At 69.6% G+C, this 22,547-nt stretch carries 23 protein-coding genes; 10 read left to right on the forward strand and 13 right to left on the reverse strand.

Going from position 1 to position 22,547, the window contains the following annotated elements; genetic code table 11:
• Position 1: 1 nt before the first annotated feature.
• The 3 genes from KXJ60_RS12020 to KXJ60_RS12030 form a co-directional block, all read right to left on the reverse strand.
• On the reverse strand, positions 2 to 703 hold the full coding sequence (locus KXJ60_RS12020) for an SDR family oxidoreductase (RefSeq protein WP_291127647.1): 702 nt from the start codon (positions 701 to 703) through the stop codon (positions 2 to 4).
• A 129-nt stretch (positions 704 to 832) separates the two neighbouring features.
• The gene (locus tag KXJ60_RS12025; RefSeq protein ID WP_291127649.1) at positions 833 to 1,801 is read right to left on the reverse strand and encodes a tripartite tricarboxylate transporter substrate binding protein; all 969 of its coding nucleotides are present in this window, start codon (positions 1,799 to 1,801) and stop codon (positions 833 to 835) included.
• Between the two features lie 55 nt (positions 1,802 to 1,856).
• Entirely contained in the window at positions 1,857 to 2,795 is a 939-nt protein-coding gene (locus KXJ60_RS12030) for a dihydrodipicolinate synthase family protein (RefSeq protein ID WP_291127654.1), read from the reverse strand.
• Between the two features lie 108 nt (positions 2,796 to 2,903).
• On the opposite strand from KXJ60_RS12030, the gene KXJ60_RS12035 reads away from it, so the two are divergent.
• Positions 2,904 to 3,824, forward strand: a complete 921-nt coding sequence (locus tag KXJ60_RS12035; protein WP_291127657.1) for a LysR family transcriptional regulator — start codon at positions 2,904 to 2,906, stop codon at positions 3,822 to 3,824.
• 6 nt (positions 3,825 to 3,830) lie between these two features.
• On the opposite strand, the gene KXJ60_RS12040 is transcribed toward KXJ60_RS12035, so the two are convergent.
• The 4 genes from KXJ60_RS12040 to KXJ60_RS12055 are packed head-to-tail and all read right to left on the reverse strand — an operon-like array spanning position 3,831 to position 7,957.
• A complete protein-coding gene (locus KXJ60_RS12040; protein ID WP_291127660.1) occupies positions 3,831 to 4,745 on the reverse strand; it encodes a M14 family zinc carboxypeptidase in 915 nt (304 codons plus the stop codon).
• 38 nt (positions 4,746 to 4,783) lie between these two features.
• Positions 4,784 to 6,055, reverse strand: a complete 1,272-nt coding sequence (locus KXJ60_RS12045) for an acyl-CoA dehydrogenase (protein ID WP_291127663.1) — start codon at positions 6,053 to 6,055, stop codon at positions 4,784 to 4,786.
• 19 nt (positions 6,056 to 6,074) lie between these two features.
• Positions 6,075 to 6,887 (reverse strand): alpha/beta hydrolase, encoded by an 813-nt coding sequence (locus KXJ60_RS12050; protein ID WP_291127666.1) that lies wholly within the window; start codon positions 6,885 to 6,887, stop codon positions 6,075 to 6,077.
• Complete coding sequence (locus KXJ60_RS12055) at positions 6,884 to 7,957, reverse strand: peptidase M29 (RefSeq protein WP_291127668.1); 1,074 nt, start codon at positions 7,955 to 7,957, stop codon at positions 6,884 to 6,886. Before KXJ60_RS12055 ends, KXJ60_RS12050 begins: the two co-directional genes overlap by 4 nt.
• An 86-nt stretch (positions 7,958 to 8,043) precedes the next feature.
• Here KXJ60_RS12055 and KXJ60_RS12060 point away from each other — a divergent pair, with 86 nt between their 5' ends.
• The 3 genes from KXJ60_RS12060 to KXJ60_RS12070 all read left to right on the forward strand — a co-directional run bounded on the left by KXJ60_RS12060 (position 8,044) and on the right by KXJ60_RS12070 (position 10,002).
• On the forward strand, positions 8,044 to 8,565 hold the full coding sequence (locus tag KXJ60_RS12060; protein ID WP_291127671.1) for a flavin reductase family protein: 522 nt from the start codon (positions 8,044 to 8,046) through the stop codon (positions 8,563 to 8,565).
• A gap of 68 nt (positions 8,566 to 8,633) precedes the next feature.
• A complete protein-coding gene (locus tag KXJ60_RS12065) occupies positions 8,634 to 9,044 on the forward strand; it encodes a MarR family winged helix-turn-helix transcriptional regulator (RefSeq protein WP_291127673.1) in 411 nt (136 codons plus the stop codon).
• 52 nt (positions 9,045 to 9,096) lie between these two features.
• Positions 9,097 to 10,002, forward strand: coding sequence for a DMT family transporter (locus KXJ60_RS12070; protein WP_291127675.1), 906 nt, complete (start codon positions 9,097 to 9,099; stop codon positions 10,000 to 10,002).
• Positions 10,003 to 10,006: 4 nt separating this feature from the next.
• On the opposite strand, the gene KXJ60_RS12075 is transcribed toward KXJ60_RS12070, so the two are convergent.
• Entirely contained in the window at positions 10,007 to 10,945 is a 939-nt protein-coding gene (locus KXJ60_RS12075) for a LysR family transcriptional regulator (RefSeq protein ID WP_291127678.1), read from the reverse strand.
• Between the two features lie 120 nt (positions 10,946 to 11,065).
• Here KXJ60_RS12075 and KXJ60_RS12080 point away from each other — a divergent pair, with 120 nt between their 5' ends.
• The gene (locus KXJ60_RS12080; protein WP_291127680.1) at positions 11,066 to 11,710 is read left to right on the forward strand and encodes an NAD(P)-dependent oxidoreductase; all 645 of its coding nucleotides are present in this window, start codon (positions 11,066 to 11,068) and stop codon (positions 11,708 to 11,710) included.
• 17 nt (positions 11,711 to 11,727) lie between these two features.
• Here the strand turns inward: KXJ60_RS12080 and KXJ60_RS12085 are convergent, their stop codons facing one another.
• The 4 genes from KXJ60_RS12085 to KXJ60_RS12100 are packed head-to-tail and all read right to left on the reverse strand — an operon-like array spanning position 11,728 to position 15,713.
• Positions 11,728 to 12,705: a zinc-binding dehydrogenase gene (locus tag KXJ60_RS12085; RefSeq protein ID WP_291127683.1), complete on the reverse strand. Its 978-nt coding sequence runs from the start codon at positions 12,703 to 12,705 to the stop codon at positions 11,728 to 11,730.
• Between the two features lie 8 nt (positions 12,706 to 12,713).
• Positions 12,714 to 13,685, reverse strand: a complete 972-nt coding sequence (locus KXJ60_RS12090; protein WP_291127685.1) for a tripartite tricarboxylate transporter substrate binding protein — start codon at positions 13,683 to 13,685, stop codon at positions 12,714 to 12,716.
• 53 nt (positions 13,686 to 13,738) lie between these two features.
• Positions 13,739 to 14,926 carry a CaiB/BaiF CoA-transferase family protein gene (locus tag KXJ60_RS12095; RefSeq protein WP_291127805.1) on the reverse strand — a complete coding sequence of 396 codons (1,188 nt, stop codon included), beginning with the start codon at positions 14,924 to 14,926 and terminating at the stop codon, positions 13,739 to 13,741.
• Positions 14,927 to 14,936: 10 nt separating this feature from the next.
• A complete protein-coding gene (locus tag KXJ60_RS12100) occupies positions 14,937 to 15,713 on the reverse strand; it encodes an enoyl-CoA hydratase-related protein (protein ID WP_291127687.1) in 777 nt (258 codons plus the stop codon).
• Between the two features lie 84 nt (positions 15,714 to 15,797).
• On the opposite strand from KXJ60_RS12100, the gene KXJ60_RS12105 reads away from it, so the two are divergent.
• Positions 15,798 to 16,547 carry a helix-turn-helix domain-containing protein gene (locus KXJ60_RS12105; protein ID WP_291127689.1) on the forward strand — a complete coding sequence of 250 codons (750 nt, stop codon included), beginning with the start codon at positions 15,798 to 15,800 and terminating at the stop codon, positions 16,545 to 16,547.
• Here the strand turns inward: KXJ60_RS12105 and KXJ60_RS12110 are convergent, their stop codons facing one another.
• Positions 16,548 to 18,821, reverse strand: a complete 2,274-nt coding sequence (locus KXJ60_RS12110) for an acetoacetate--CoA ligase (protein WP_291127691.1) — start codon at positions 18,819 to 18,821, stop codon at positions 16,548 to 16,550. It lies immediately after the preceding gene.
• A 126-nt stretch (positions 18,822 to 18,947) separates the two neighbouring features.
• On the opposite strand from KXJ60_RS12110, the gene KXJ60_RS12115 reads away from it, so the two are divergent.
• The 4 genes from KXJ60_RS12115 (at position 18,948) to KXJ60_RS12130 (ending at position 22,547) form a co-directional block, all read left to right on the forward strand.
• A complete protein-coding gene (locus KXJ60_RS12115) occupies positions 18,948 to 19,988 on the forward strand; it encodes an SMP-30/gluconolactonase/LRE family protein (protein ID WP_291127694.1) in 1,041 nt (346 codons plus the stop codon).
• A gap of 83 nt (positions 19,989 to 20,071) precedes the next feature.
• Entirely contained in the window at positions 20,072 to 20,803 is a 732-nt protein-coding gene (locus KXJ60_RS12120; protein WP_291127697.1) for a TetR/AcrR family transcriptional regulator, read from the forward strand.
• Positions 20,800 to 21,747, forward strand: a complete 948-nt coding sequence (locus KXJ60_RS12125) for an ABC transporter substrate-binding protein (protein ID WP_291127700.1) — start codon at positions 20,800 to 20,802, stop codon at positions 21,745 to 21,747. The genes KXJ60_RS12120 and KXJ60_RS12125 overlap by 4 nt, the downstream gene beginning before the upstream one ends.
• 32 nt (positions 21,748 to 21,779) lie before the next feature.
• Positions 21,780 to 22,547: an ABC transporter ATP-binding protein gene (locus tag KXJ60_RS12130; RefSeq protein WP_291127703.1), complete on the forward strand. Its 768-nt coding sequence runs from the start codon at positions 21,780 to 21,782 to the stop codon at positions 22,545 to 22,547.

The raw sequence follows: 22,547 nt of genomic DNA on the forward strand, positions 1-22,547 counted from the left end.
ATCAGCGGGGCAACGACGCGCCACCGCAGATGGCGATGTCCTGCCCGGTGATGGCCGCTGCCGCAGGCGATAGCAGGTAAGCCGCGAGCGCGGCGATTTCGGCCGGCTCGATGAGCCGGCCGATGGGGGGCACGCGCGGCGCGCTGGCGGCGCGTGCGGGGTCTTGCAACATGCCCGTGGCGGTGGCGGCCGGCGAGATCACGTTCACCGTCACGCCCTGCGCGGCCACTTCAGCCGCCCAGCTGCGCGCCATGGCCAGCAAGGCGGCCTTGGTCGCAGCGTACTGGCCGCGCCCGGGCATGCCCTGCGCGACGCGGCTGCCAATGAACACCACACGGCCCGAGCCGCGTGCGGCCATGCCGGGCACGAGGGCATCGGCCAGCCGCGTGGCGGCGTCCACGTGCAGGCGCCACATGAGCTCACCACCGGCGTGATCGAGCTGGCCCAGCGGGCCCACGCGCATCACACCCGCTGCGTGCACCAGGGCGTCCACCGGCCCCAGCGTGGCGGCCACAGGCGCGATGTCGGCGCCGTCGGCCAGGTTGACGGTGAGCGGTGTGAACGCCGCATGCGACAGCGAGGCGGGAGCGACGTCCAGCCCGCTCACCCGCCAGCCCTGCGCCAGCAACGCAGAAGCCATCGCACCACCAATGCCCGCACTGGACCCGGTGACCACCGCATGACCCAAGGAGGCTCTGCTCATCACACCCCCCCGCCGAGTGAAGGGCAGCCCGTCCAGAAACACCGCGGAACCGGCTCCGCCGGGCCGCAGGTGTTGCCCCCGGAAGGGGGTATGCGGCTACACGCAGTGAGCAAGCAACGGGGGCGATGTTTATTCGACACGGATCTTGCCCTCGGTGACGATCTTCTGCGAGCGCGCCATGTCTTCCGTCTGGAACTTCACGAAGTCCTCGACGCTGCCGGGCGTGAGCAGCAGACCTTGGGGCGTGAGCTTCTCGCGCATGTCGCTGGCCAGGGCCTTGTTCACCTCGGCATTGAGACGGTGGGCAATGTCGGCCGGCAGGCCGGCCGGGCCCCACAGGCCGTACCAGCTGTAGAACTCGTAGCCCGGAATCGTTTCGGCCACGGTGGGCACGTCGGGCAGGCTGGCCGCGCGCTGGGCCGAGGTGACGGCCACCACGCGCAGCATGCCGTTGCGGTGGTATTGCAGCGAGCCCAGGATGGGGTCGACGAAGCCGTCGATCTGTCCGCCGATCAGGTCCTGGAAGGCCGGCGCCGTGCCCTTGTACGGCACGATGAGGTAGTCCAGGTTGCCCGCGCGCTTGAGCAGCTCGGTGGAGAGGTGACCGGCCGAGCCGATGGAGCCGACAGCGAACTTCATGTCGCCAGGGCGCGCCTTGGCGTAGGCCAGCAGGGACTTGATGTCGGTGATGGGCAGGTTCTTGTTGATCGCCACCGACAGCGGCGCCTTGGCCACCAGCGCCACCGGCGTGAAGTCCTTGGTCACCGTGTAGGGCACCGACTTCATCGTCATCGGCGCCGTGGTGAAGGTCGATGCGTTGAACAACAGGGTGTAGCCATCGGGCGTGGCCTTGGCCACCGCGTCGCCACCAATCACCCCGTTGCCGCCGGCCTTGTTTTCCACGATGAAGGTCTGGCCCATCTGCTCGCTCAGCTTTTGCGCGAGCATGCGGCCCACGGTGTCCAGCGTGCCGCCCGGCGGGAACGGGATCACCATGCGCACGGTGCGGTTGGGATAGGTCTGGGCGAGCGCGCTGGTGGCGGCGGCCCCCAGCACGGCGGCGGCCAGCAGGCCCCGGATGAAGTGATGGCGTTGCATGTCTTGTCTCCTGTTGTTGAATGGAAAGGCAATCGAAAGCGGTGCCGTGTGCGCCTCAGCGCTTGAGCAGCCCGGCCTGCTGCACGGCCGCGCGCAGCACGGCGGTCTCGTGCGCGTTGGGCGCCTCGGTGGGCGGGCGCACCGTGGCGTCGTCGATCACACCCGCCAGGTACATGCCGCCCTTCATGCGGGCGTGGGCTTCGCCCGTGGGTTCACCGCCGCCGTACACCGCGTCCTTCAGCGGTGTGATGACGGCCTGAACGGCCATGGCCTTCTTCAGGTCGCCGGCCTTCACCGCGTTCCACAGGTCGATGATGAGTTGCGGAATGAAGGTGGCGAAGCCGACCAGCGCACCGTCCACGCCCTGCACCATCGAGGCCAGCAGGTATTCGTCGTGGCAGGTGAGGATGGCCTTGCCGGCATCGGCCTCGCGGATCGCCTGGATGTCGCGGGCGTACTTGTTCATGTCGCGCTGGCCGACCTTGAATGCCTGCAGGTAGGGCAGCTTCGCCAGCTCGGCGAGCAGTTGCGACGAGTAGGACGCGCGCGTCCAGGCGGGGTAGACGTGGCAGACCAGATCGAGCCCGGGCGCGGCCTTGTGAATGGCCTCGAAGTACTGCAGCGCGTGGCCCGGCGTGAAGCCAAAGCGCAGCCAGTGGTGCGGGGGCATGACGTCAAGCGCCACCGCGCCTGCGGCCTGCGCGGCACGGGCATGTTCGGCGGCCTCGGCCAGGCCTTCGCAGACGATGGACGAGATGACCGGCATGCGGCCCTTGAGCTCGTCGGCCACGATGCGCGTGACCTCGGCGCGCTCGGACGGCGTGAGGGAGAACACCTCGCCGGTGTGCCCGTTGGTCATGATGGCGACCACGCCGTCGTGACCCGCCAGCCAGGACGCGAGCTGGCGCAGCGCGGGCTCGTCGATGCGGTGGTCGGGGGTGAAGGGGCAGGAAATCGCGGGAATGATCCCCCGATAATTCTGGATCGATGGCATGGGCGTTGTCTCCGTGGAATGAAAATGCGGCGAGAGCGCATGATTGCGGCGCCCCGCCGGGGCGTCCAATACCCGAATCGCATACATCTATCTGCGCGCAAACACCCCATGGGCCCTGGCAACCGACCCCTTGACCTCGAATGGCTGGAAGACTTCCTGGCGCTGGCAGAAAGTGGCAACTTTTCGCGCGCGGCGCAGGCGCGCTTCATTGCCCAGCCCGCGCTCAGCCGCCACATTCGCTCGCTGGAGGAATGGGTGGGCGTGGCACTGTTTGACCGCAGCGCGCACCCCACGGTGCTCACCCCGGCCGGCCAGCGCTTCAAGCCACTGCTCGAAGACCTGCTGGCCCGGCTTGAAGCGGCGCGCATCAAGGCGCGCGCCGCGCACGACGAAGCCGCCATCGGCCTGCGCTTTGCGGCCACGCACCTGCTTTCGCTGGCGTTCTTTCCCCCCTGGTTCTCCCGCGTGGAGCAGACGCTGGGGCCGCGCACGGTGCAGATGTATTCGAACAACCTGGAGGCCTGCGAAGACCTGATGCTGCAGCGCAGCGTGCAGTTTTTGCTGTGCTACGGGCACCCCGCCGTGCCGGGGCGGCTGGAAGAGTCGGGTCACCCGATGTACCCGATCGGCGACGAGACGCTGCTGCCGGTGGCCGCCGCCGCGCCCGATGGCACACCGGCTTTCCAGCTGGGTGCCGCGGCGGTGGACGAGCTGCCCATCCTTGCGTACCACGCGTCGTCCGGGCTGGGGCGCATGCTGCAGGCCTGCCTGCGCCCGCTGCTGGGCGGTGACGTGGCGCACCGTACCGTGTTTTCCGCGCACCACGCGGTGGTGCTCAAGAGCATGGCGCTGGAAGGCCGGGGCATTGCGTGGCTGCCGCAAAGCCTGATCGCCGCCGAGCTGCAGGGCGGCCAGCTGGTGGTGGCCGGTGGCAGCGAGTGGGCGCTGCAGATGCAGATCCGGCTGTACCGCCAGCCGGTGGAGATGACGGAGTCGGCCGAAGCGCTGTGGGCGCTGGTGGCGGCCTGACCCGGTTCAGCTGGTCTTGCGCGCTTTCACGGGCACTGCCGGTGCGGCCTCGTCGGGCCGCACGCGCTCGACCATCCAGCGCTGCAGGTCCATCCACATCTGCCGCATCTCGGCATCCAGCGGCGTGCGCAGGGCGCTGGGCAGTTCCACCGTCACCACCGGCATGCCCTGGTGCACGCCGCCGTAGTTGCCCAGGCTGCCGGGGAAGATGCCGACCTGGTCGAGGTAGAGCCGCCCGAGCTGCGGCGGCGGCACGCCGGGGCCGTCGAAGTCGAGCACGCCGTACGGCGCATGGATGCTCACGATCAGGTGCGGCTGGAAACGCGCCATCTCATCGTGCAGGTAGCGCGACTCCGGCTCGGACAGCGGCTCCTTGCCGGGCCAGCGGCGCGGGTCCTTGCGGGTGCGTTGTTCCCAGTAGACCTTGGCGTCGCGGTGCCAGTGGGGCGTGGGAAAGTTGCGGTTGAGGTCCACGCCGTTGGCATTGACGCGCCGCGCCGGGCGCGACAGCAGGCCGTCGGGGTTGAGCGCAGGAATGAAGCGCCAGTGCGCGTTGGCCGGCGTCTGCACGGCGTGCTGGATCCAGTGCAAGGCCACCGACGCCGAGGACAGCTCATCACCATGGATGGCCCCCACCACCAGCACGCGCAAACGGGCCTCGGGCGCCACCACGTCGCGCGCGTAGAGCGTGCGGCCCTGCACCGAGCGGCCCACGGTGGGCTTGAGCCGGGCGGCCACACACAGCGGGCGCTGGAGGTTGGGCAGGCGGGCGACGAACGCCACACAGGGGTCGGGCGGTGCGACCGTGCGGTGGTGTGCGGGACCGCGCAACGGGGGGGATGCCTGCGCCTGCGTGCAGGCCAGCGCCAGCAGCGTGGCGATCAGGGGCGAGGCGAGGCGAAACCAGGGGGCGCAATGCATCGCGGCATTCTAGGCAACGCCTGCGCGCGGCCCTGCTGTCACTCGTCGCGCTCGCCGGCCTCGTACAGCGTTTCGCGGCCCATGCGGTCCACGATGAGCTCGGCCGTCCAGGGCAGCATGAGCGAGCCGCAGCGGCTGTCGCGGTAGAGGCGCTCGAGGGGCAGGTGCTTCATCATGCTTTGGCCGCCGCAGGTGCGGATGGCCAGCCGCGCGATGTCGTTGGCGCCTTCCATCACGCTGTGGTGCGCGGCATAGAGGCGCAGCTTTTCGTCTTTCGACGGGTTGGGCCGGGCCTCGCTGATGGCGCGCACAAACAGGCTCTTCATGCTCTCGAGCTGGATGCGCATCTGCGCCACGGCGATCTGCTTGGTGGGGTATTGCCTACGCTTGACGGGCGGCTCGCCGGGCACTTCGCCGCGCAGGTATTTCACGGTGAAGTCATACGCCGCCGTGGCCAGGCCCAGGTAGGTGGGCGCGAGCGTGAAGAACATGGCCGGCCAGGTCTGCGCGCCCTTGAAGTAGATGCCGCGCGGCATGAGCTGCTCGGCATCGCTCACGAACACGTCCTTGAACGTCAGGTTGCGGCTCACCGTGCCGCGCATGCCCAGCGGGTCCCATTCACCGCTGATGGAGACGCCCTCGCTGCTGGCCGGCACGCTGATGTAGAGCGTGTCGCGCGCGTCGGGGTGCTCGTCGCCCTTGTCTTCCGTGCAGAGGATGCCGTAGTAATGCGCCGCGCCCGAGAGGCTGGCGAAGATCTTGCGGCCGTTCACGAGCCAGCCGCCATCGACCTTTTTCGCGGTGGTGCCAAACGGCGCGCGGCCTGCAGCGGCGGCACTGCCCTCGCTGAAGGGTTGGGCGTAGATCGCGCCGTCGTCGACGATGCGCTGAAAGTGCAGCTCGCGCCGCGCGAGGTGTTCGGCGCGCTGGGCGTCGGTCATGGCAATGCCGTCGGCCAGCACGCCGGTCCACATGGTGCTGCAGATGTGCATGTTCCAGGTGAGCGCGGTGGCGCCGCAGAAGCGGCCGATCTCGGCGGCCACCATCATGTAGGTGGCGTAGTCGGCGCCCAGGCCGCCGTGCGCGGTGGGCACGCAGAGCTTGAGAAAGCCGGCTTCGCGCAGGTCGTCGTAGTTGGCAAACGGGAAGCTGGCTTCGCGGTCCCACTGCGGTGCGCGCGCGGCAAAGCGGTCGCGGCCCAGGGCGTGCGCGCGGCTGAGCAGTTCGCGCTGCAGCGGCGTGAAGGTCATGTCGCCCACGGCGGGCGTGAAATCGAGCTGGCTGGTGGTGGCGGGCAGGGGCATGTTCATGGGGTGCTCCTCGGGCGGGTCAGTGCGTGTCGCGGGTGCGGTCGGGCGGGGTCTCGCCCAGGAAGCCGAGCAGCGCCGCGTCGAACTCGTCGGGGGCTTCCAGGTTGGTGAGGTGGCCGATGCCGGGTAGCTCCACATAGCGCGAGCGAGGAATGGCCGCGGCCATCTGCTGCATGACCGACGGCGCGGCCACGCGGTCGAACTCACCGCCAATGAGCAGGGTGGGCACGCCGATGCCGGCGAGCGCGGCCTGGCGGTCGAAGGTGACGAGGCAGTCGAGCGCGCGGCGGTAGGTGGCCGCGGGCACGCCGGCCATGCAGTGCTCGGCCAGCCGCGCGCCTTCGGGCAGCGAGCCCGGGCCCACCATCTGCGGCACCAGCTTGCGCGCCACGTCGGCCATGGTCTGACCCGCGTCCAGCGGTGCCGTGCGCTGGGCAATGAACTGCTGCGCCCAGGCGTCGGCGCTGCGGCCGTCGGTGCGCTTGCCGAAGGCGGCCGAGGTGGCGCTGAGCACCAGCCGGCTCACGCGTCCGGGGTGGCGCGCCACCACCTCCTGCGCCACCATGCCGCCCATGCTGTGGCCCACGAGCACCACGTGCTCGCACTGCAGCGCGTCGATGAGGTCGATGCAGCTTTGCGCCAGCCCCTTGAACGTGTAGGGCTCGATGGGCGCGCTGTGGCCGTAGCCCGGCATGTCCCAGGCCACCGCACGGTAGCCCGCGCCCGCCAGCGTTTCCACCTGCGGCGCAAAGGCCACATGGCCGCCGCCAATGCCGTGCAGCATCAGCACCGTGGTGGGGCCGCTGCCCAGGGTGGTGAACTTCGGGATCATGGGCGCACCACCTGACCGGCATCCACCACCACCGCGCCGTCCAGCGTCACGGTGCAGCCACGCAGGGGGAAGTCGAAGTGGCCACGCGTGTGGCGGCCGGCCACCTCGTTGGCGCCGGTGCTGTAGAGGAAGTTGCCCGCGAAGGCGCGCAGCTCGGTGCCGTTGAAGTCGCGCTTGTCGTAGAGCGCCATGCTGTCCCAGCGAGCAGCGTCGTTCAGGCCGTAGCCCACGTGGCTCACTGCACAGGCTGGCGGCCGGGCGGCGGTACCGTCCAGCTCGGCCCACGCCGCGTAGTGGCTGCGCAGCAGCTCGGCGTCCACGCCCTGGCCGTCGATGCGGGTGATGTGGTCGTTTTCAATGGTGAGCGTGATCGCGCGCTCGATGTAGCGCTTGAAGGTGAGGTTCACGTCGCCCTCGGCCAGCACCAGCGTGCCGTTCACGCTGCCCGCCGCAGGGAACGCCAGCACCAGGCCGCCCGGCCAGTGCGTGAGCGTGCCCGGGCGTGTGGTGGTGCCCCAGTTGCCGCCCACCACCGCGCCCTGCAGCGAGATGGAGAGGTCGGTGCCTGCCGCCGAGCGCACGTGCATGGCCTGGGCCGCGCGCACGCGCCGCACATGGTCTTTCACGCGGGCTTCGGTCGCGTCGTCGGGCAAGAGGCGCACCAGCGCTTCGGGGTGTTCGTTGCTCACGTAGACCACGCGCGGCTGCGTGCTGCCGTTGCCTTGGAGGATGGCGGGCAGTTCGGGCGCGTGCATCAGCCCTTCGACCGTGCAGTCCACCACCAGCGTGCTGCCGGCGAGCGCGGCGATCACCGGGGCAAGCTGCTGGAGGGCGTCGCTGGCGCCCGTGGAACGCGACACCGGCTCGCCCGCACTGAACACGGAAGGCAACACCAGCGTGAACGAGCGCACACCGAAGCGGGAAAGCGCCAGCCGGGCCAGCTCCAGAAGCACGGGGCGGCTCTGGGTTTCACCGAGAATAGCCACCACGTCGCCAGACTGCAGGGCGCAGCGGCGAAACAAGGTCTCGAAGGCGTCGATCCAGGCGGGTTCGATCCGCTCTTGCAGCATGGTGTCTCCTTGTCATGGGTCACATCGCGCTGGGTCAGGCGATGAGGCCTTGTCATTATTCATGAATTTTCATATAAATTCCAACCATGTCCCCAGCCCGATCCGCCGGCCTCCAGGCCCGGCCTCCAGACTTCTCGGCACACGAGTTCCGGGCCACGCTGGGCATGTTTGCCACGGGTGTCACCATCGTCACCGCGCGCACCGACAGCGGTGACCTCATTGGCCTCACGGCCAACTCCTTCAACTCCGTTTCGCTCTCGCCACCGCTGGTGCTCTGGAGCCTGGCGCGCATGGCGGGCTCGATGGCCGCTTTCTCCAACGGCCGCCACTACGCCATCAACGTGCTCGCCGCCGACCAGCAAGCCCTGGCCGAACGCTTTGCGGCCCGCGACACCGACCGCTGGGCCGGCGTGGGCTTCACCGCCGGCATGAGCGGCGCGCCCCTGCTCGACGGCGTGGCCGCAAGCTTCGAATGCTTCAACCGCAGTCAGTACGCCGAGGGCGACCACGTCATCTTCGTCGGCGAAGTCGAACGCTGCAGCCGCCGACCCGAAGCCTCCCCCCTCCTGTTCCACGGCGGCCGCTTCTACACGGAACACCCCTTGTGAGCACCCGCCCAGCGGCCAAGCGCGGACGCACCGGGCCAGCCGCAGCGGCGGAGCGTGGGGGCCACTTCGTGAATGATTACTTGGGCTACCTGCTCGGCCAGGCCAACCACGCGCTGTTCAAAGACTTCGACGCCGTGGTGCGCGAGGCCGGGCTCAGCAGCATCGAGTGGCGCGTGCTCGCCACGCTCAGTGGCCAGCCCCCCATGCCGGTGGGCCAGCTCGCGCATGAGGTGCTGAGCCAGCAACCCACCGTGACCAAACTCGTGCAACGCCTGGAAGCGCAAGCCTGGGTGACGCTGCGCGACGACCCGAGCGACCAGCGCCGCACGCTGGTGAGCATCACCGCCACCGGGCAGAAGAAGGTGACGCCGCTGATCGCCCTGGCCCGCGAGCACGAGGCCGCAGTGCTCGGCGCCTTGAGCGCGACCGAGGTGCAGCGGCTCAAGGACCAGCTGCGCCGCCTCGCCCAGGGCACCTGAGGCGCACGCCCACGCGACAGCCAGGGCATCGGCGCGCGCCGACAATCGCCGCATGACTCCACCGGCTCAACGCAAGACACACCTCGACTCCCTCGCCATCACGCTGCTCGTGGTGTGCTGCGCCTTCTGGGGTTTCCAGCAGATCCTGATCAAGGACACCGTGGCCGAGGTGCCACCGCTGTGGCAGGCCTCGCTGCGCTTCTGGGGTGCGGCGGTGCTGATCTGGCTCTGGAGCCGGGCGCGCGGCGTGCCGCTGTTTGCGCGCGACGGCACGCTCAAGGCCGGGCTGCTCGCAGGCAGCCTGTTTGCGGGCGAGTTCGCTTTCATCTACCTCGGGCTGCTGCACACCAGTGCCTCGCGCCTCACGGTGTTTCTGTACACCAGCCCGTTTGTGGTGGCGCTGCTGCTGCCGCGCGTGGTGCCGGGCGAGCGGCTGCGGCGCATCCAGTGGGTGGGCCTGGTGATTGCGTTTGCTGCCGTGGCGCTGGCGTTCAGCGAAGGCTTCATGCACGGCTCGCCGGTGGCCGGTGCCTGGCTGGGCGATGCCATGGCGCTGGCCGCCGGCACGCTCTGGGGCCTGACCACGCTCACCATCCGCGCCACCCGGCTCTCGGGCGCCAGCGCCGAAAAAACGCTGTTCTACCAGGTGGCCGTCACGGCGGCGGTGGCGCCGCTGATCTCGCTGGCGCTGGGCGAGGTGTGGTCGCTCGACTACTCCGCGCGCGCCTGGGGTTCACTGGGCCTGCAGACGGTGGTGGGCGCGTTCGCGAGCTACCTCACCTGGATGTGGATGCTGCGGCAGTACCCGGCCACGCAAATGTCGACCTTCACCTTCCTCACGCCGGTCTTTGCGCTGGTGTTTGGCGTGGTGCTGCTCAGCGAGCCGCTGACCTTGCAGCTGGTGCTCGCACTGATCGGCGTGGCGGTGGGCATCGTGCTGGTGAGCCGGCGCGCCTGAGGCATCAGGCTCCGCGCGCCGCAAAGTGCAGCTGCAGCGCCTGCAGCGCGTGACGCACCTTGGCCGGCTGCTCGCTGCGGCGCGGCGTGACGGCAAACACGGCGGCCGGCGCCAGCCGCCAGTCGGGCAGCACGGGCACGAGCCGGCCCGCGGTCAGGGCCTGTCGCACGTCGTCGCTCATGCCCACGTAGAGCCCCCAGCCCGCCAGTGCCATGGCCTGCAGCGCCGTCACCTGCGAAGCCAGCAGACGCGGCTCCACGCGCACCTCGAACCGCTCGCCTTCTCGCCCAGCGTCTCGTCCACCCTCTGGACCCTGAAAGTCCAGCGTGTCCGCCGTGCCGCTGCGCGGTGGCATCCCCAGCCAGTCGTGCCCGGCGAGGTCGCGCGGGTGGCTCGGCCAGCCGCGCTCGGCCAGGTAGCGCGGGGCCGCGCACAGCTGTCGCTGCAGCTCGCCCAGGCGCCTCGCCACCAGCGATGAGTCGGTGAAGCGGCCCACGCGCAGCGCCAGGTCCACGCGCTCGGCAATCAGGTCGATCGGGGTGTCGTCCAGCAGGAGGTGCAGGCGCAGGCGCGGATGGCGGCGCAGCGGCTCCAGCGCGGTCGACAGCAGTTCGCCAAAGCCGATGGGCGCGGCCAGGCGCAGCTCGCCCTCGGGCTCGTCGCGCAGGCGCTCGAGCGCCGCGTCGGCGCTGCGGGCCTGCGCCACCATCGCCGCACAGGCCGGGTAGTAGCGCTCGCCCGCCTCGGTGAGCGTGATGCGGCGGGTGGAGCGGTGCAGCAGCACCAGGCCCAGCGCGCCTTCGAGCAGGCGCAGCTGCTGGCTCACCGCCGACGGCGTGCTGCCCACGCGGCGCGCGGCCGCGCTGATGGAGCCGCTGTCCACGATTTCCGCGAACAGCGCCATGCGCTTGAGTTTGTCGGTCCAGGCGGCGGCGTCGCTCATTCGTTAGCTTTTCTACAAAAAGAAAGCAAATTCTGCCGGCTACCGCCGCCTTTGTGTAGCCATGACACTGAACACCTTGCCCAACCCCTTCGTTTTCCAAACCCTCTCAGGAGCCTTGTCATGAAGATCGCCCTCATTGGTGCCACCGGTTTCGTGGGCAGCGCCGTGCTCACCGAACTGCTCTCACGCGGCCACGCCGTGACCGCCCTCGCCCGCCACCCCGGCAAGCTCGCCGCGCAAGCCGGCCTGCAAGTGGCGCAGGCCGACGTGAGCGACGCCGCACAGGTGGCCGCCGCGGTGGCCGGCCACGACGCCGTGGTGAGTGCCTACAACCCCGGCTGGGGCGAGCCCGACATCCAGCGCCTCTTCGGCCTGGGTTACGAGGCCATCCTGGCCGGCACGAAGCAGGCCGGCGTGCAGCGCGTGCTGGCCGTGGGCGGCGCGGGCAGCCTGGAAGTGGCCCCCGGCCTGCAGCTGGTGGACACGCCGGAATTCCCGGCCGAATGGAAGGCCGGCGCGCTCGCCGCGCGCGACCTGTTGACCCGCCTGCGCACCGAGACCGCGCTGGACTGGACCTTCATCTCGCCCCCGATTGCACTCGCCGCGGGCGAGCGCACCGGCCAGTACCGCGTGGGCGGCGACCAGTTGTTGCCTGGCGAAGGCAGCGCCCCGGCCGGCATTTCCGTGGCCGACCTGGCGGTGGCCATCGTCGACGAGGTGGAGACACCGCGGCACACGCGCCGGCGCTTCACCGTGGCGAACTGAGTGCTGCGCGGCCGGTATCAGCCCATCTGCAACACCAGCTTGCCCAGCGCCTCGCCGCGCTCCATGCGCAGCTGCGCGTCGGGCAAGCGGTCGAAGGGAAACACCTCGTCCACCAGCGGCACCACACGGCCATCGGCCAGCAGCGGCAGCAGGTCGCGCGCAAACGCGCGGGCGGCCGCCTCGCGGTGCTGCAGGGTGCGCAGCTTGGCGGACACGCCAAACAGCGTGAGCCGCTTCTTGTGCAGGGCCATCAAGTCGAGCTCGGGGTTCACCATGCCGTCGATGTAGCCCACGGTGGCCAGGCGGCCGCAAAAGGCCATGGCCTGCAGACACGCCGGAAACACCGAACCGCCCACGTTGTTCACCACCAGGTCCACGCCCTGGCCCCCGGTGGCTTCCAGCACCGCTGGCGCGAAATCGCCACTGCGCGTCTCGATGCCCACGTCAAGCCCGAGCTCGCGCAGGCGCGCGAGCTTGCTGGCCGAGCCCGAGGTGCCGATCACCCGCGCACCGAGCGCCTTGGCCACCTGCAGCGCGCCCACACCCACGCCGGACGACACGCCGGTCACCAGCAACCATTCGCCCGCCAGCAGGCGGCCTTGGGCGATCAACATGTCGTGCACCGTGGAATACACGACCGTCGTGCAGGCCGCCTGCTCCCAGGGCATGCCGGCGGGCACGGGGTGCGCCTCGCCCGATGCCATGCAACCCATGTCGGCAAAGGCGCCGTCGCAGCGGCCCATCACCCGGTCGCCCGGGGCGAACGCGGTGACGCCCTCCCCCACACCCACCACCTCGCCCGCGGCCTCGAAGCCGGCGGGCCTGGCGGGGCCGCCGGCCGCATGCAGGCCGTGGCCTGCAATGAACTCGCCCCGGTTGAGCGCGGCCGCACGGATGCGCACCAGCAGCTGCCCCGGTTGCGCCTGCGGCGTGGGCACCTCGCGCTGCTCCAGCAGCATGCGCCCAGCGCCGGTCTGTATCCACCACGACTTCATGCCCGCTCCTATTCCTTGGGGATCTTGGCGTCCTGGATGACGCGCTGCCAGCGCTCGATGTCGGCGCGCAGCTCGGCGCCGAAGGTGTCGCCGATGCTGGACTCGGCGTCGTAACCCGCGTTGCGCAACTTGGCGAGCACCTCGGGGTCCTTCAGGATCTGTGCGGACAGCTGCTGCAGGCGCGCCACCACCGGCTGAGGCGTGGCGGCGGGCGCCATCACGCCGTACCACACCGCATAGGGCGGCGAGACCACGCCCACCTCGGTCAGTGTGGGGATGTCGGGCGCGTGCGTCGAGCGCTTGCCGCCCGTGATGGCCAGGCCATTGAGCTTGCCCGACTGCAGGTAGACCATCATGGGCGTGAGCGTGGAGATGATGAAGTCGACCTGCCCGCCCACGGCATCCGCCATGGCGGGGGCCGAACCGCGGTAAGGGATGTTGTTGAACTTCGCGCCAGAACGCAGGGCCATCAGTTGACCAAACAGGTGGGGGCCCGTGCCCACACCGGGCGATGCGTAGTTCAGTGCCCGGGTGCGGCCGAGTGCCAGCAGTTCCTGCACCGACTTCACCGGCAGCGACGGATGCGCCGCAATGGCCACCGGCGTGCTCGCCACCTTGGCGATGGGCACGAAGTCCTTGAGCGAGTCGTACCGGATGTTCTGGAACATGACCGGGTTGGTGGCCAGGAACTCGTTGCCGAACAGCAGCGTGTGGCCGTCGGCCGGGCCGCGCGCCACCAGCTCGGCACCGATGTTGCCCGATGCACCGGGCTTGTTTTCGATCACCACCGGCTGCCCCAGCAGGGACGAGAGCTTGTCGCCGTAGGTGCGCGCAGCCACGTCGGCACCCCCACCCGCCGAGAACGGCACCACCAGCTTGATGGGCCGATCCGGCCAGGTCTGTGCGGTGGCGCTGCTCGCTAGCAACACCGCAGCGCAGCACAACGTGGCGCGCCACACGCGAGAAAAAGAACGCTTCATGGTTTGTCTCCTGTTGATATGAGAAGGGGTGCTCTGCGGCACCCTTCGCCGCACTAGACCACTCCCGCCGCCCGCAACGCCTGAATCTCGCGCTCGTCCAGCCCGGCTTCGCGCAGCACTTCGTCGGTGTGCTCGCCACAATCCGGCGCCGCGGTGCGCACTTCGGCAGGCGTGCGCTCCAGCCGCACTGGCTGCGTGATGAAGGTGCACAGCCGCCCGCTGCTCGCGCGCGCCTGCGCCGTCATGGCCATGTGCCGGACCTGCGGGTCCTCGAACACTTCGGGGATGGTGTAAACGGGTCCGGCCGGCACGCCGGCGCGGTTGAGCACGTCGACCCAGTGCGCCACGGTGGCGTGGGCAAACACCTGCTCGATCGCTTCCGAGAGGGCGGCACGGTTGGCCACACGGTCGGCGTCGGTGGCGTAGCGGGGGTCGGCCAGCCATTCGGGCTTGCCCAGCGCTTCGCAGAAGCGCCGCCAGTTGCCGCCACCGGCCGCGCCGATGTTGAGCGAGCCATCCAGCGCGCGGTACAGGCCCATGGGGCTGGCGGTGGGGTGGTCGTTGCCGGCTTGCGTGGGGGTGGCGCCTTCATTGAGGTAGCGCGCGGCCTGGAAGTCCATCATGGCCACGAGCGCGTGCAGCAGCGAGGCATGCACCCACTGGCCGTGGCCGGAGCGCTCGCGCTCGAACAGGGCCGCGAAGATGCCCAGCGCCAGGTACAGGCCCGCGCTGGAATCGGCCACCGCAATGCCGGCGCGCACTGGCCCCTGGCCCGGCAGGCCCGTGACCGACATCAGGCCGCCCATGCCCTGGATGACCTGGTCAAAACCGGGGCGTTTGGCGTACGGCCCGTCCTGCCCGTAGCCAGAGATGCTGGCGAGGATCACGCGCGGGTTGATGGCGCGCAGGGACTCGTAGTCGAGCCCCAGGCGATGCTTCACGTCGGGGCGCCAGTTTTCCACCACCACATCGGCGGTCTTCACCAGCTCGCGGAAGACGGCCAGGCCTTCGGGCTTCTTGAGGTTGAGCGTGAGCGAGCGCTTGTTGCGGTTGAGGTTCTGGAAGTCGCCACCCTCGCGGTTGTCCACGAACATGTTGTCGTTGGCGTCGATGCCCGGTGGCGGCTCCACGCGGATCACGTCGGCGCCGAAGTCCGCGAGCATGCGCACGCAGGTGGGCCCGGCGCGCACGCGGGAAAGGTCGAGAACGCGCAGGGAAGCGAGGGCCTGGCCGCTGGGCATCGTGTGCATGTCAGTGCCCCTTCCAGACGGGTGCGCGCCGCTCGGCCATGGCGCGCCGGCCTTCGGCAAAGTCATCGCTGTCGCGCGTGGCCTGGGCGCGTGCCTGCAGGCGCCCGAGGTCGAACTCGCCCCGCGCCAGTTCGTTGAGCGAATGCTTGAGCGTGGTGAGCGCCAACGGTGCCAGGGCTGCCACCTGGTGTGCGAGTTGCGTGACGCGCTCCTGCAGCAAGGCCGCTGGCAGCAGCTCCTGCACATAGCCCATGCGCAGCAAGGCTGCGTCGTCCACCGGCTGTGCCGTGAGGAAGAGCCGCTTGGTCGCGCTCACGCCCAGGCGCGACACATAGCGCACCAGCCCGCTGGGGTAGTAGTGCAAGCCCAGCGCGGCCGCCGGCATGCGCGCCACGATGCCCTCGGCACCGAGCGCGATGTCGCAGGCGAGCACGAGGTCGGTGGCGCCACCGTACACGCTGCCATTGAGCGCGCACAGCGTCACCGGTCGCAGCCGCTCCAGTGCCTGCACCACCTGCTCGAAGTCCACGCTGGGCGCGGCGGCGTCGAAGTCTTCCACGTTGTAGCCGGCACTGAACACCGGCCGCTCGGGCAGCACAACCGCGCTGAGCACGACCACGCGGATGGTGGGGTCGGCCTCGATGCGCTCGAACGCGGCCATCAGCGCAGCGAGGTCTTCGTTCTGCAAGCGGTTGCGGTGCTGCGGCCGCTGCAGGGTGATGCGGGCGAGGCCGCCTTCGATGTGAAGGCTGGGCGGAGCAGATGCGGTGTCGGTCATGCGGCCAGCATAGGGATGCCCCCCATGCCGGCATAGACCAGCGCGGCTCAAAATCACATTCATGATCAAGCATCAGGAATGTGAATGGCCAACCCCTCGGTGAAGTCGGCCCTGCGCGCCATGGAGTTGCTGGCCTTCTTTGCGGAATGGCGCCGGCCCGCCAGCGTGAAGGAGGTGTCGCAAACGCTGGGCTACCCGCAGTCGAGCACCTCGGTGTTGCTGCGCACGCTGGCCGATGCGGGCTACTTCGATCACGACGCGCGCACGGGCATGTACATCCCGGGCATGCGGTTGTTGCTGGCCACCGAGTGGATCGGCGAGCAGATGTTGTCCGAACGCAGCCTGCTGCGGCTCATGCAGCAGGTGCACGCGCAAACCGGCCACACGGTGATGATTGGCGCGCAGCAGGGTCTGCACGTGTGCTACCTGCATGTGCTGCAGGCCACGCGGACGGAGCACTTCACGGCCAAGATCGGCTCGCTGCGCCCGCTGTTTCGCAGCGCCACCGGCAAGATGCTGCTGACCCTCAAGCCCGAGCGCGAGATCGGCCTGCTGCTGCGGCGGGCCAACGCAATGGACGCGGCCATCGTGCCCCCGCTGGCGCTGGAAGACGTACTGGCCGCACGCGAGGTCACGCGCCGCCAGGGCTACGCCATGTCCAACGGCACGTCGGTGCCCGGCGCCACGGCGCTGGCCATCCTGCTGCCGGTGCCGCGGGGCGTCAAACCCATGACGCTGAGCATCGGCGGCCCCATCAAGGACATCGTGGACGACCAGCCACGGCTGCTGGCCCTGCTCCAGGAAGCTGTGTCGCCCTTGCGGGCGGTGGGTTGACTATGCCGTGGCGCGCTGGCGCGCGAACGCCACGTACCAGTCGAGGCAGCCCGGGTTGGCCATGGCTTCACGGTTGATGACCTTTTCCAGCGGCTGGCCCAGCAGCAGCTTCTTGATCGGCAGCTCCTGCTTCTTGCCCGAGAGCGTGCGCGGGATCTCCGCCACCTGAAAGATGCCGTTGGGGATGAAGCGCGGCGACAGCGCGGTCTTGATGCGGTCGTTGATGCGGGCCTTGAGCGCATCGTCCAGCGCCACGCCTTCGCGCAGCACCACGAACAGCGGCATGTCGCTCTCGCGGCCGAGGTACTCCAGGTCTACCACCATCGAATCCAGCACCTCGGGCAGCGCCTCCACCGCGCTGTAGAGCTCGCTGGTGCCCATGCGCAGGCCGTGGCGGTTGATGGTGGCGTCGGAGCGGCCGTAGATCACGCACGAGCCATCGGCATGAATGCGCAGCCAGTCGCCATGGCGCCAGACGGCGCCGGCTGGCGCGTCAAGGTCACCGCCTCCGGGTTTGCGACCCTTGCCTGGCGGATACGTGTCGAAGTAGCTGCCGAGCAGGCGCTGGTGGTTCACGTCGCCCACGAAGTACAGCGGCATGGACGGAATGGGCTGCGCGCACACCAGCTCGCCCACCTCGTCGATCACCGGCTGGCCCTGCTCGTTCCACGACTCCACTGCGCAGCCCAGCAGGCGGCACTGCATGCGCCCCGGGGTTTGCGGGAGTTCGCGGTTGCCGCCGATGAAGGCGCCGGCGAAGTCGGTGCCGCCGGAAATGTTGCACCACCAGATGTCGCCCCCACGCTGCGCCGCTGCGCGGGTCGCTGCGCCCAGAGAGGGCTGATGGAGGCTCCGTTCGGGCTGAGCCTGTCGAAGCCCTGCTCCCGCGAGCCCTTCGACAGGCTCAGGGCGAACGGTGGTGGGCTCAGCCAGAACGGGCATTGCGTCTGCCGGGACGGGCGTGGCGTCTGCCGGGACGGGCGTGGGCTCGGGGCGGGTGGCATGCAGGCGGCGGAACTGTTCGGTGCCCCAGTTCTGCGCGTCTTCGGACAGCGGTGAACCAGTGGTGCCCAGCGCGCGCACGGCCGACAGGTCGCCGCAGGTCGACAGGTCCACGCCCGCCTTGAGGCAGTTGGCAAAGAAGGCCGCGCCGGCGCCGAAGAAGGTCACGCCCTCTTCGGCCGCGAAGCGCCACAGGGTCGTCCAGTCGGGCTTGTCTTTGGTGCCGCCGGGGTTGCCGTCGTAAATCACGCAGGTGGTGCCGTTGAGCAGGCCGCTGGTCTGCGCGTTCCACATCACCCAGCCGGTGGAGCTGTACCAGTGGTAACGCTCGCCCCAGCTGTTGGAGTGGTAGCTGCAGCCGATGTCGTTGTGCAGGCTTTTGAGCGCCAGGCCCACGATGACGGTGCCGCCGTGGCCGTGCACGATGGGCTTGGGCAGGCCGGTGGTGCCGCTGGAATAGACGATCCACAGCGGGTGGTCGAACGGCAACCACACGGGTTCGAAGGCGGCGGTGGCGGCGTCGTCGCGCGCGGTGGCCGCGGCAAACGCGGTGCAGGGCGCAGCGGCCAGCAAGGCCTCGGCCTGCGCCGCTTCGCCCTCGGCCAGGTTGGTGTGCAGCAGCACGTGGCGCACCGTGGGCAGCGCGGCGCGCAGCTCGGCCACCACGGCCAGGCGGTTGTGGTCGCGCCCGCCGTAGCTCACGCCGTCGCAGGCAATGAGCACCACCGGCTCGATCTGGCGGAAGCGGTCGAGCACGGCGTTGGTGCCCATGTCGGGCGCGCAGATGCTCCACACCGCGCCCAGCGACACGGTGGCCAGAAACGCCACCATCGCTTCAGGAATGTTGGGCAGGTAGGCCGCGACACGGTCGCCCGGCTGCACGCCTTGCGCCTGCAGGTGCTGCGCGAGCGATGCCACCTGGCGGCGCAGCTCGGGCCAGCTCAGCTCGACGCGGCGGCCTTTTTCGTTGCGGCTGACCACGGCTGAAAAGCCCGCTGCGTGCGCGGGCTGCACATGGCGAAACACCTGCTGCGCGTAGTTGACGCGCGCGCCGCTGAACCAGGTGGCACCGGGCATCACGTTGTGCGTGAGCACGGTGGTGTGCGGCGTGGGCGACTGCATCTCGAAGTAATCCCAGATGCTTTGCCAGAAGCCGTCGAGGTCGGTGGTGGACCAACGCCACAGGGCGTCGTAGTCGTCAAAGCGCAGGCCGCGCTTCTCGGCAAGCCAAGCCTGGTAGAGGCGGATCTGGGGCACGTACGGAGCGGTCATGCGGCGAGCTTAGACCGCCGCCGCGCGCTGGCTGCCTAGGGTTTGCACGGTTGTACAAGATTCGGGCGCGCCCGTTCAATGGCCTGCAGCGGCCCACCCGGCGGACCGCCCCACCGGAGATGCGCCATGCCTTCGACACCGAACCCGCTGCACGGCTTTCAGGTGGACCGCGCGACGATCCGCACCATCGGCCATGACCTGCAGCGCCCCGAGTGCATCCTGGCCGAGCGCGACGGCACGCTGTGGGCCGCCGATGCGCGCGGCGGCGTCACCCGCATCGGCGCCGACGGGCAGCAGCGCTTCATTGGCCAGCAAGCCGACCCGCGTTTTGCGAGCGCCGCGCAGGCGTCCACGCAAGACGTGGAAGCCCAGTACACGCAGGGCACGCTGCCCAACGGGCTGGCCTTTGCCGCCAATGGCGACGTGCTGATCGCGAACTTCGGCACCGACCGGCTGGAGGTCATGACGCGCGAGGGCCACACGCGCACGCTGCACGACACCCTCAACGGCCAGCCCATCGGCAAGGTCAACTTCGTGCTGCGCGATTCAAAGAACCGCATCTGGCTCACCGTGTCCACGCGGGTGAATCCCTGGACGCAGGCGGCGAGCAGCCGCGTGCGCGACGGCTACATTGCGGTGCTCGACGAGCACGGCCTGCGTGTGGTGGCCGAGGGCTTTCACTTCACCAACGAGATCCGCTTCGATGCGGACGAAGCCTGGCTCTACATCGTGGAGACCACCGGCCCGCACATCAGCCGCATGCGGGTGGTGGAGTCGGCGCAGGGCGTGCGGCTGACGGGGCGCGAGGTCTTCGGCCCGTCGCACCTGGGCGGCTTTCCGGATGGCATCGCGTTTGATGCCCACGGCAACCTCTGGTGCACGCTGGTGATGGTGGACCAGCTCATCGCGCTCACGCCGCAGGGCGACGAGCTGCTGCTGCTCGACGACGGCGACCCCGCCGCCTCACAGGCGCTGCTGCGCAAGATGGAAGACGGCACGCTCACCACCGACGACATGCTGCGCGCGCGCGGCACGCTGGCGCCGTGGATGGCCAGCATCACCTTCGGCGGGCCCGACCTGCGCACGGTCTACATCGGCAGCCTGATGGGCACCACCATCCCCTTCTTCACTTCGCCCGTGGCAGGCCTGCCGATGGTGCACTGGTAACCGCACCCGCCTGCCCCCACACCTTCAACCGCCAAGGGTTTGTACGGGTGTACAACATTTTTGAACAGCCGTTCAATACCGCCATGCCCGCCGCCGCCCGCAAGACCACGCCTGCGTCCGCCCCTGCCCGACGCAAGGGCGAGGCCGCGCCCCGCCCGGACCGCCAGCAGGCGATCCTGCTCGCGGCCGAAAAGCTGTTTGCGCAGCGCGGCTACCACGCGGTGACGATCCGCCAGATCGCCGAAGAGGCCGGCGTGCCGCTGGCGCTGGTGGCCTATTACTACGGCCCGAAGAACGACCTGTTCCACGCGGTGTTTGCGCACTGGGGCCACACCATTGAAGAGCGCCTGGCCGCGCTCGAAGCGGTGATGCAGGACCCGCAAGACCCGCAGACGCTCACGCGCATCGTCGAGGCCTTCATCTACCCCGTGATCCACATGCGATCCAGCGACGAAGGCCAGTACTACGCGCAGCTGGTGGGCCGCGAGCTGGCCTACAACAGCGAGGAGTCCGACCGCGTGCTGCGCGACTTCTTCGACCCCATGGCCCACCGCTTCATCGACGCGCTGCACCACGCGCTGCCCCAGGGCAGCCGCGCCGACGCCGCCTGGGGCTACCAGTTCGCGCTCGGCGCCTTGCTGCACCACCTGGTGGACGACCGCATCGGGCGGCTCTCCAACCACGTCAACACCCCCAGCGACCCCGCCGCCGCCGAGCGGCTGGTGCGCTTCATCGTGGGTGGCCTGCGCGCCGCCCTGCCCGTTCCCCCGCCCAAGAAGCGTTCGCCCCCCCCATCCCACAGGAGACAGACATGATGAAAAGACGCACCGCCCTGGCCGCCCTGACCGCCGTTCCTGCCGTGGCCGGCCTGCCCGCCGCCTTCGCACAGGGCAACACCAAGATCGTGTTCGGCTACACCGCCGTGACCGACTTCGCCTCGGTGTTTGTCGCCGCGGAAAACGGCTACTTCAAGAAGCGCGGGCTGGACGTCGAGCTCAAGTTCATCCCGATCAACTCCACCATTCCGGCGGCCGTGCAGGCCGACTCGCTGCAAATCGGCGGCCCCACGCCCAGCGTGTACCTGCAGTCGGTCGACGGCGGGCTGGACCACGTGGTGGTGGCCGGCGCGGGCGTCACCTCCAAGACCATCACCGGCTTTGGCCTGGTGGCCAAGGCCGGCAGCGGCATCCGCACCGCCAAAGACTGCGTGGGCAAGAAGATCGGCGTGCCCGGCCTGGGCGCGTTCCTGCACGTGACCTTCCGCGCCTGGCTCAAGAGCCAGGGTGTGGACTACAAGGCGGTGAACTTCGTCGAGGCCTCGTTCCCCCAACATGGCGACCTGCTGCGCGGTGGCTCGGTGGACGCGGTGGTCAGCGCCGATCCCTTCATGAGCCGCATCACCGACAGCGGCGTGGGCTACGTGGCGTCGTACTACTCGACCTTCCTGCCCGAGAACCAGCCGACCATCATCCACGTGGCCAAGCGCGACTGGGTGGCCAAGAACCCGGCGGCCGCCAAAGGCTTCCGCGAAGCGGTGCAGGAAGCGGCCACCTTCATGAACCAGCCCAAGAACGACGGCGCGGTGCGCGCGGCCATAGGCAAGTACATCAAGCTGCCGCCCGAAGTGATCGCCAAGGTGCAGATCTCGCCTCCCGGTCCGGTGGTCACCGAGAAGCAGCTGAACTACTGGGTCGGCCTCATGAAGGACCAGGAAATGCTCAAGTCCACACCGGACGTTGCTCGCCTGATCGCCAAGTGAGGCACGCCACGCCCCACGCCGAGCCCGCCGCCATGACCGACACCGTTCTGCACTTCGACCGCGTGGCCATCGAGCTCGGCGGCCGCCAGATCCTCTCGCCCACCGAGCTCACGGTGAAGCGCGGCGAGTTCGTGTGCGTGATCGGTCCGTCGGGCTGCGGCAAGACCACGCTGCTGCGCGCCGCGGCCGGCTTCGTCACGCCCAGCCAGGGCAGCGTGAAGCGCAAGGGCGCGGCCATCACGGGGCCCAGCCGCGAGGTCGCTTTCGTGTTCCAGGACTACGGGCGCGCCCTGCTGCCCTGGCGCACCGTGCAGGCCAACGTGAGCCTGGCGCTCGAAGCGGCCAGCGTACCGGCGGCCGAGCGGCCCGAGCGCATCGCGCACGTGCTCAAGACGGTGGGCCTGGGCGCGCACGCGCACAAGTTTCCGGCGCAGCTCTCCGGCGGCATGCAGCAGCGCGTGCAGATCGCGCGCTGCCTGGCGCAGCGGCCCGACGTGATGCTGATGGACGAGCCCTTCGGCGCGCTGGACGCGATGACGCGCGAAACGCTGCAGGACGAGCTCGCGCGCCTGGTGCGCGAAGAAGGCCTCACCGTCATGTTCGTCACGCACGACCTGGAAGAAGCGCTCTACCTCGGCGACCGCGTGATCGCGTTGCGCAGCAACCCCACGCCCGAGCTGCCCAGCCTGGCCGCGCTGATCGACGTGCCCCTGCCGCAGCCGCGCAACCAGCTCAGCACCAAGGAGCACCCCGAGTTCCTGCGCCTGCGCCGCGAGCTGTACCACTATCTCGGCCACTGA

It is taken from the genome of Hydrogenophaga sp., assembly GCF_019264445.1.
GTDB lineage: Bacteria > Pseudomonadota > Gammaproteobacteria > Burkholderiales > Burkholderiaceae_C > Hydrogenophaga.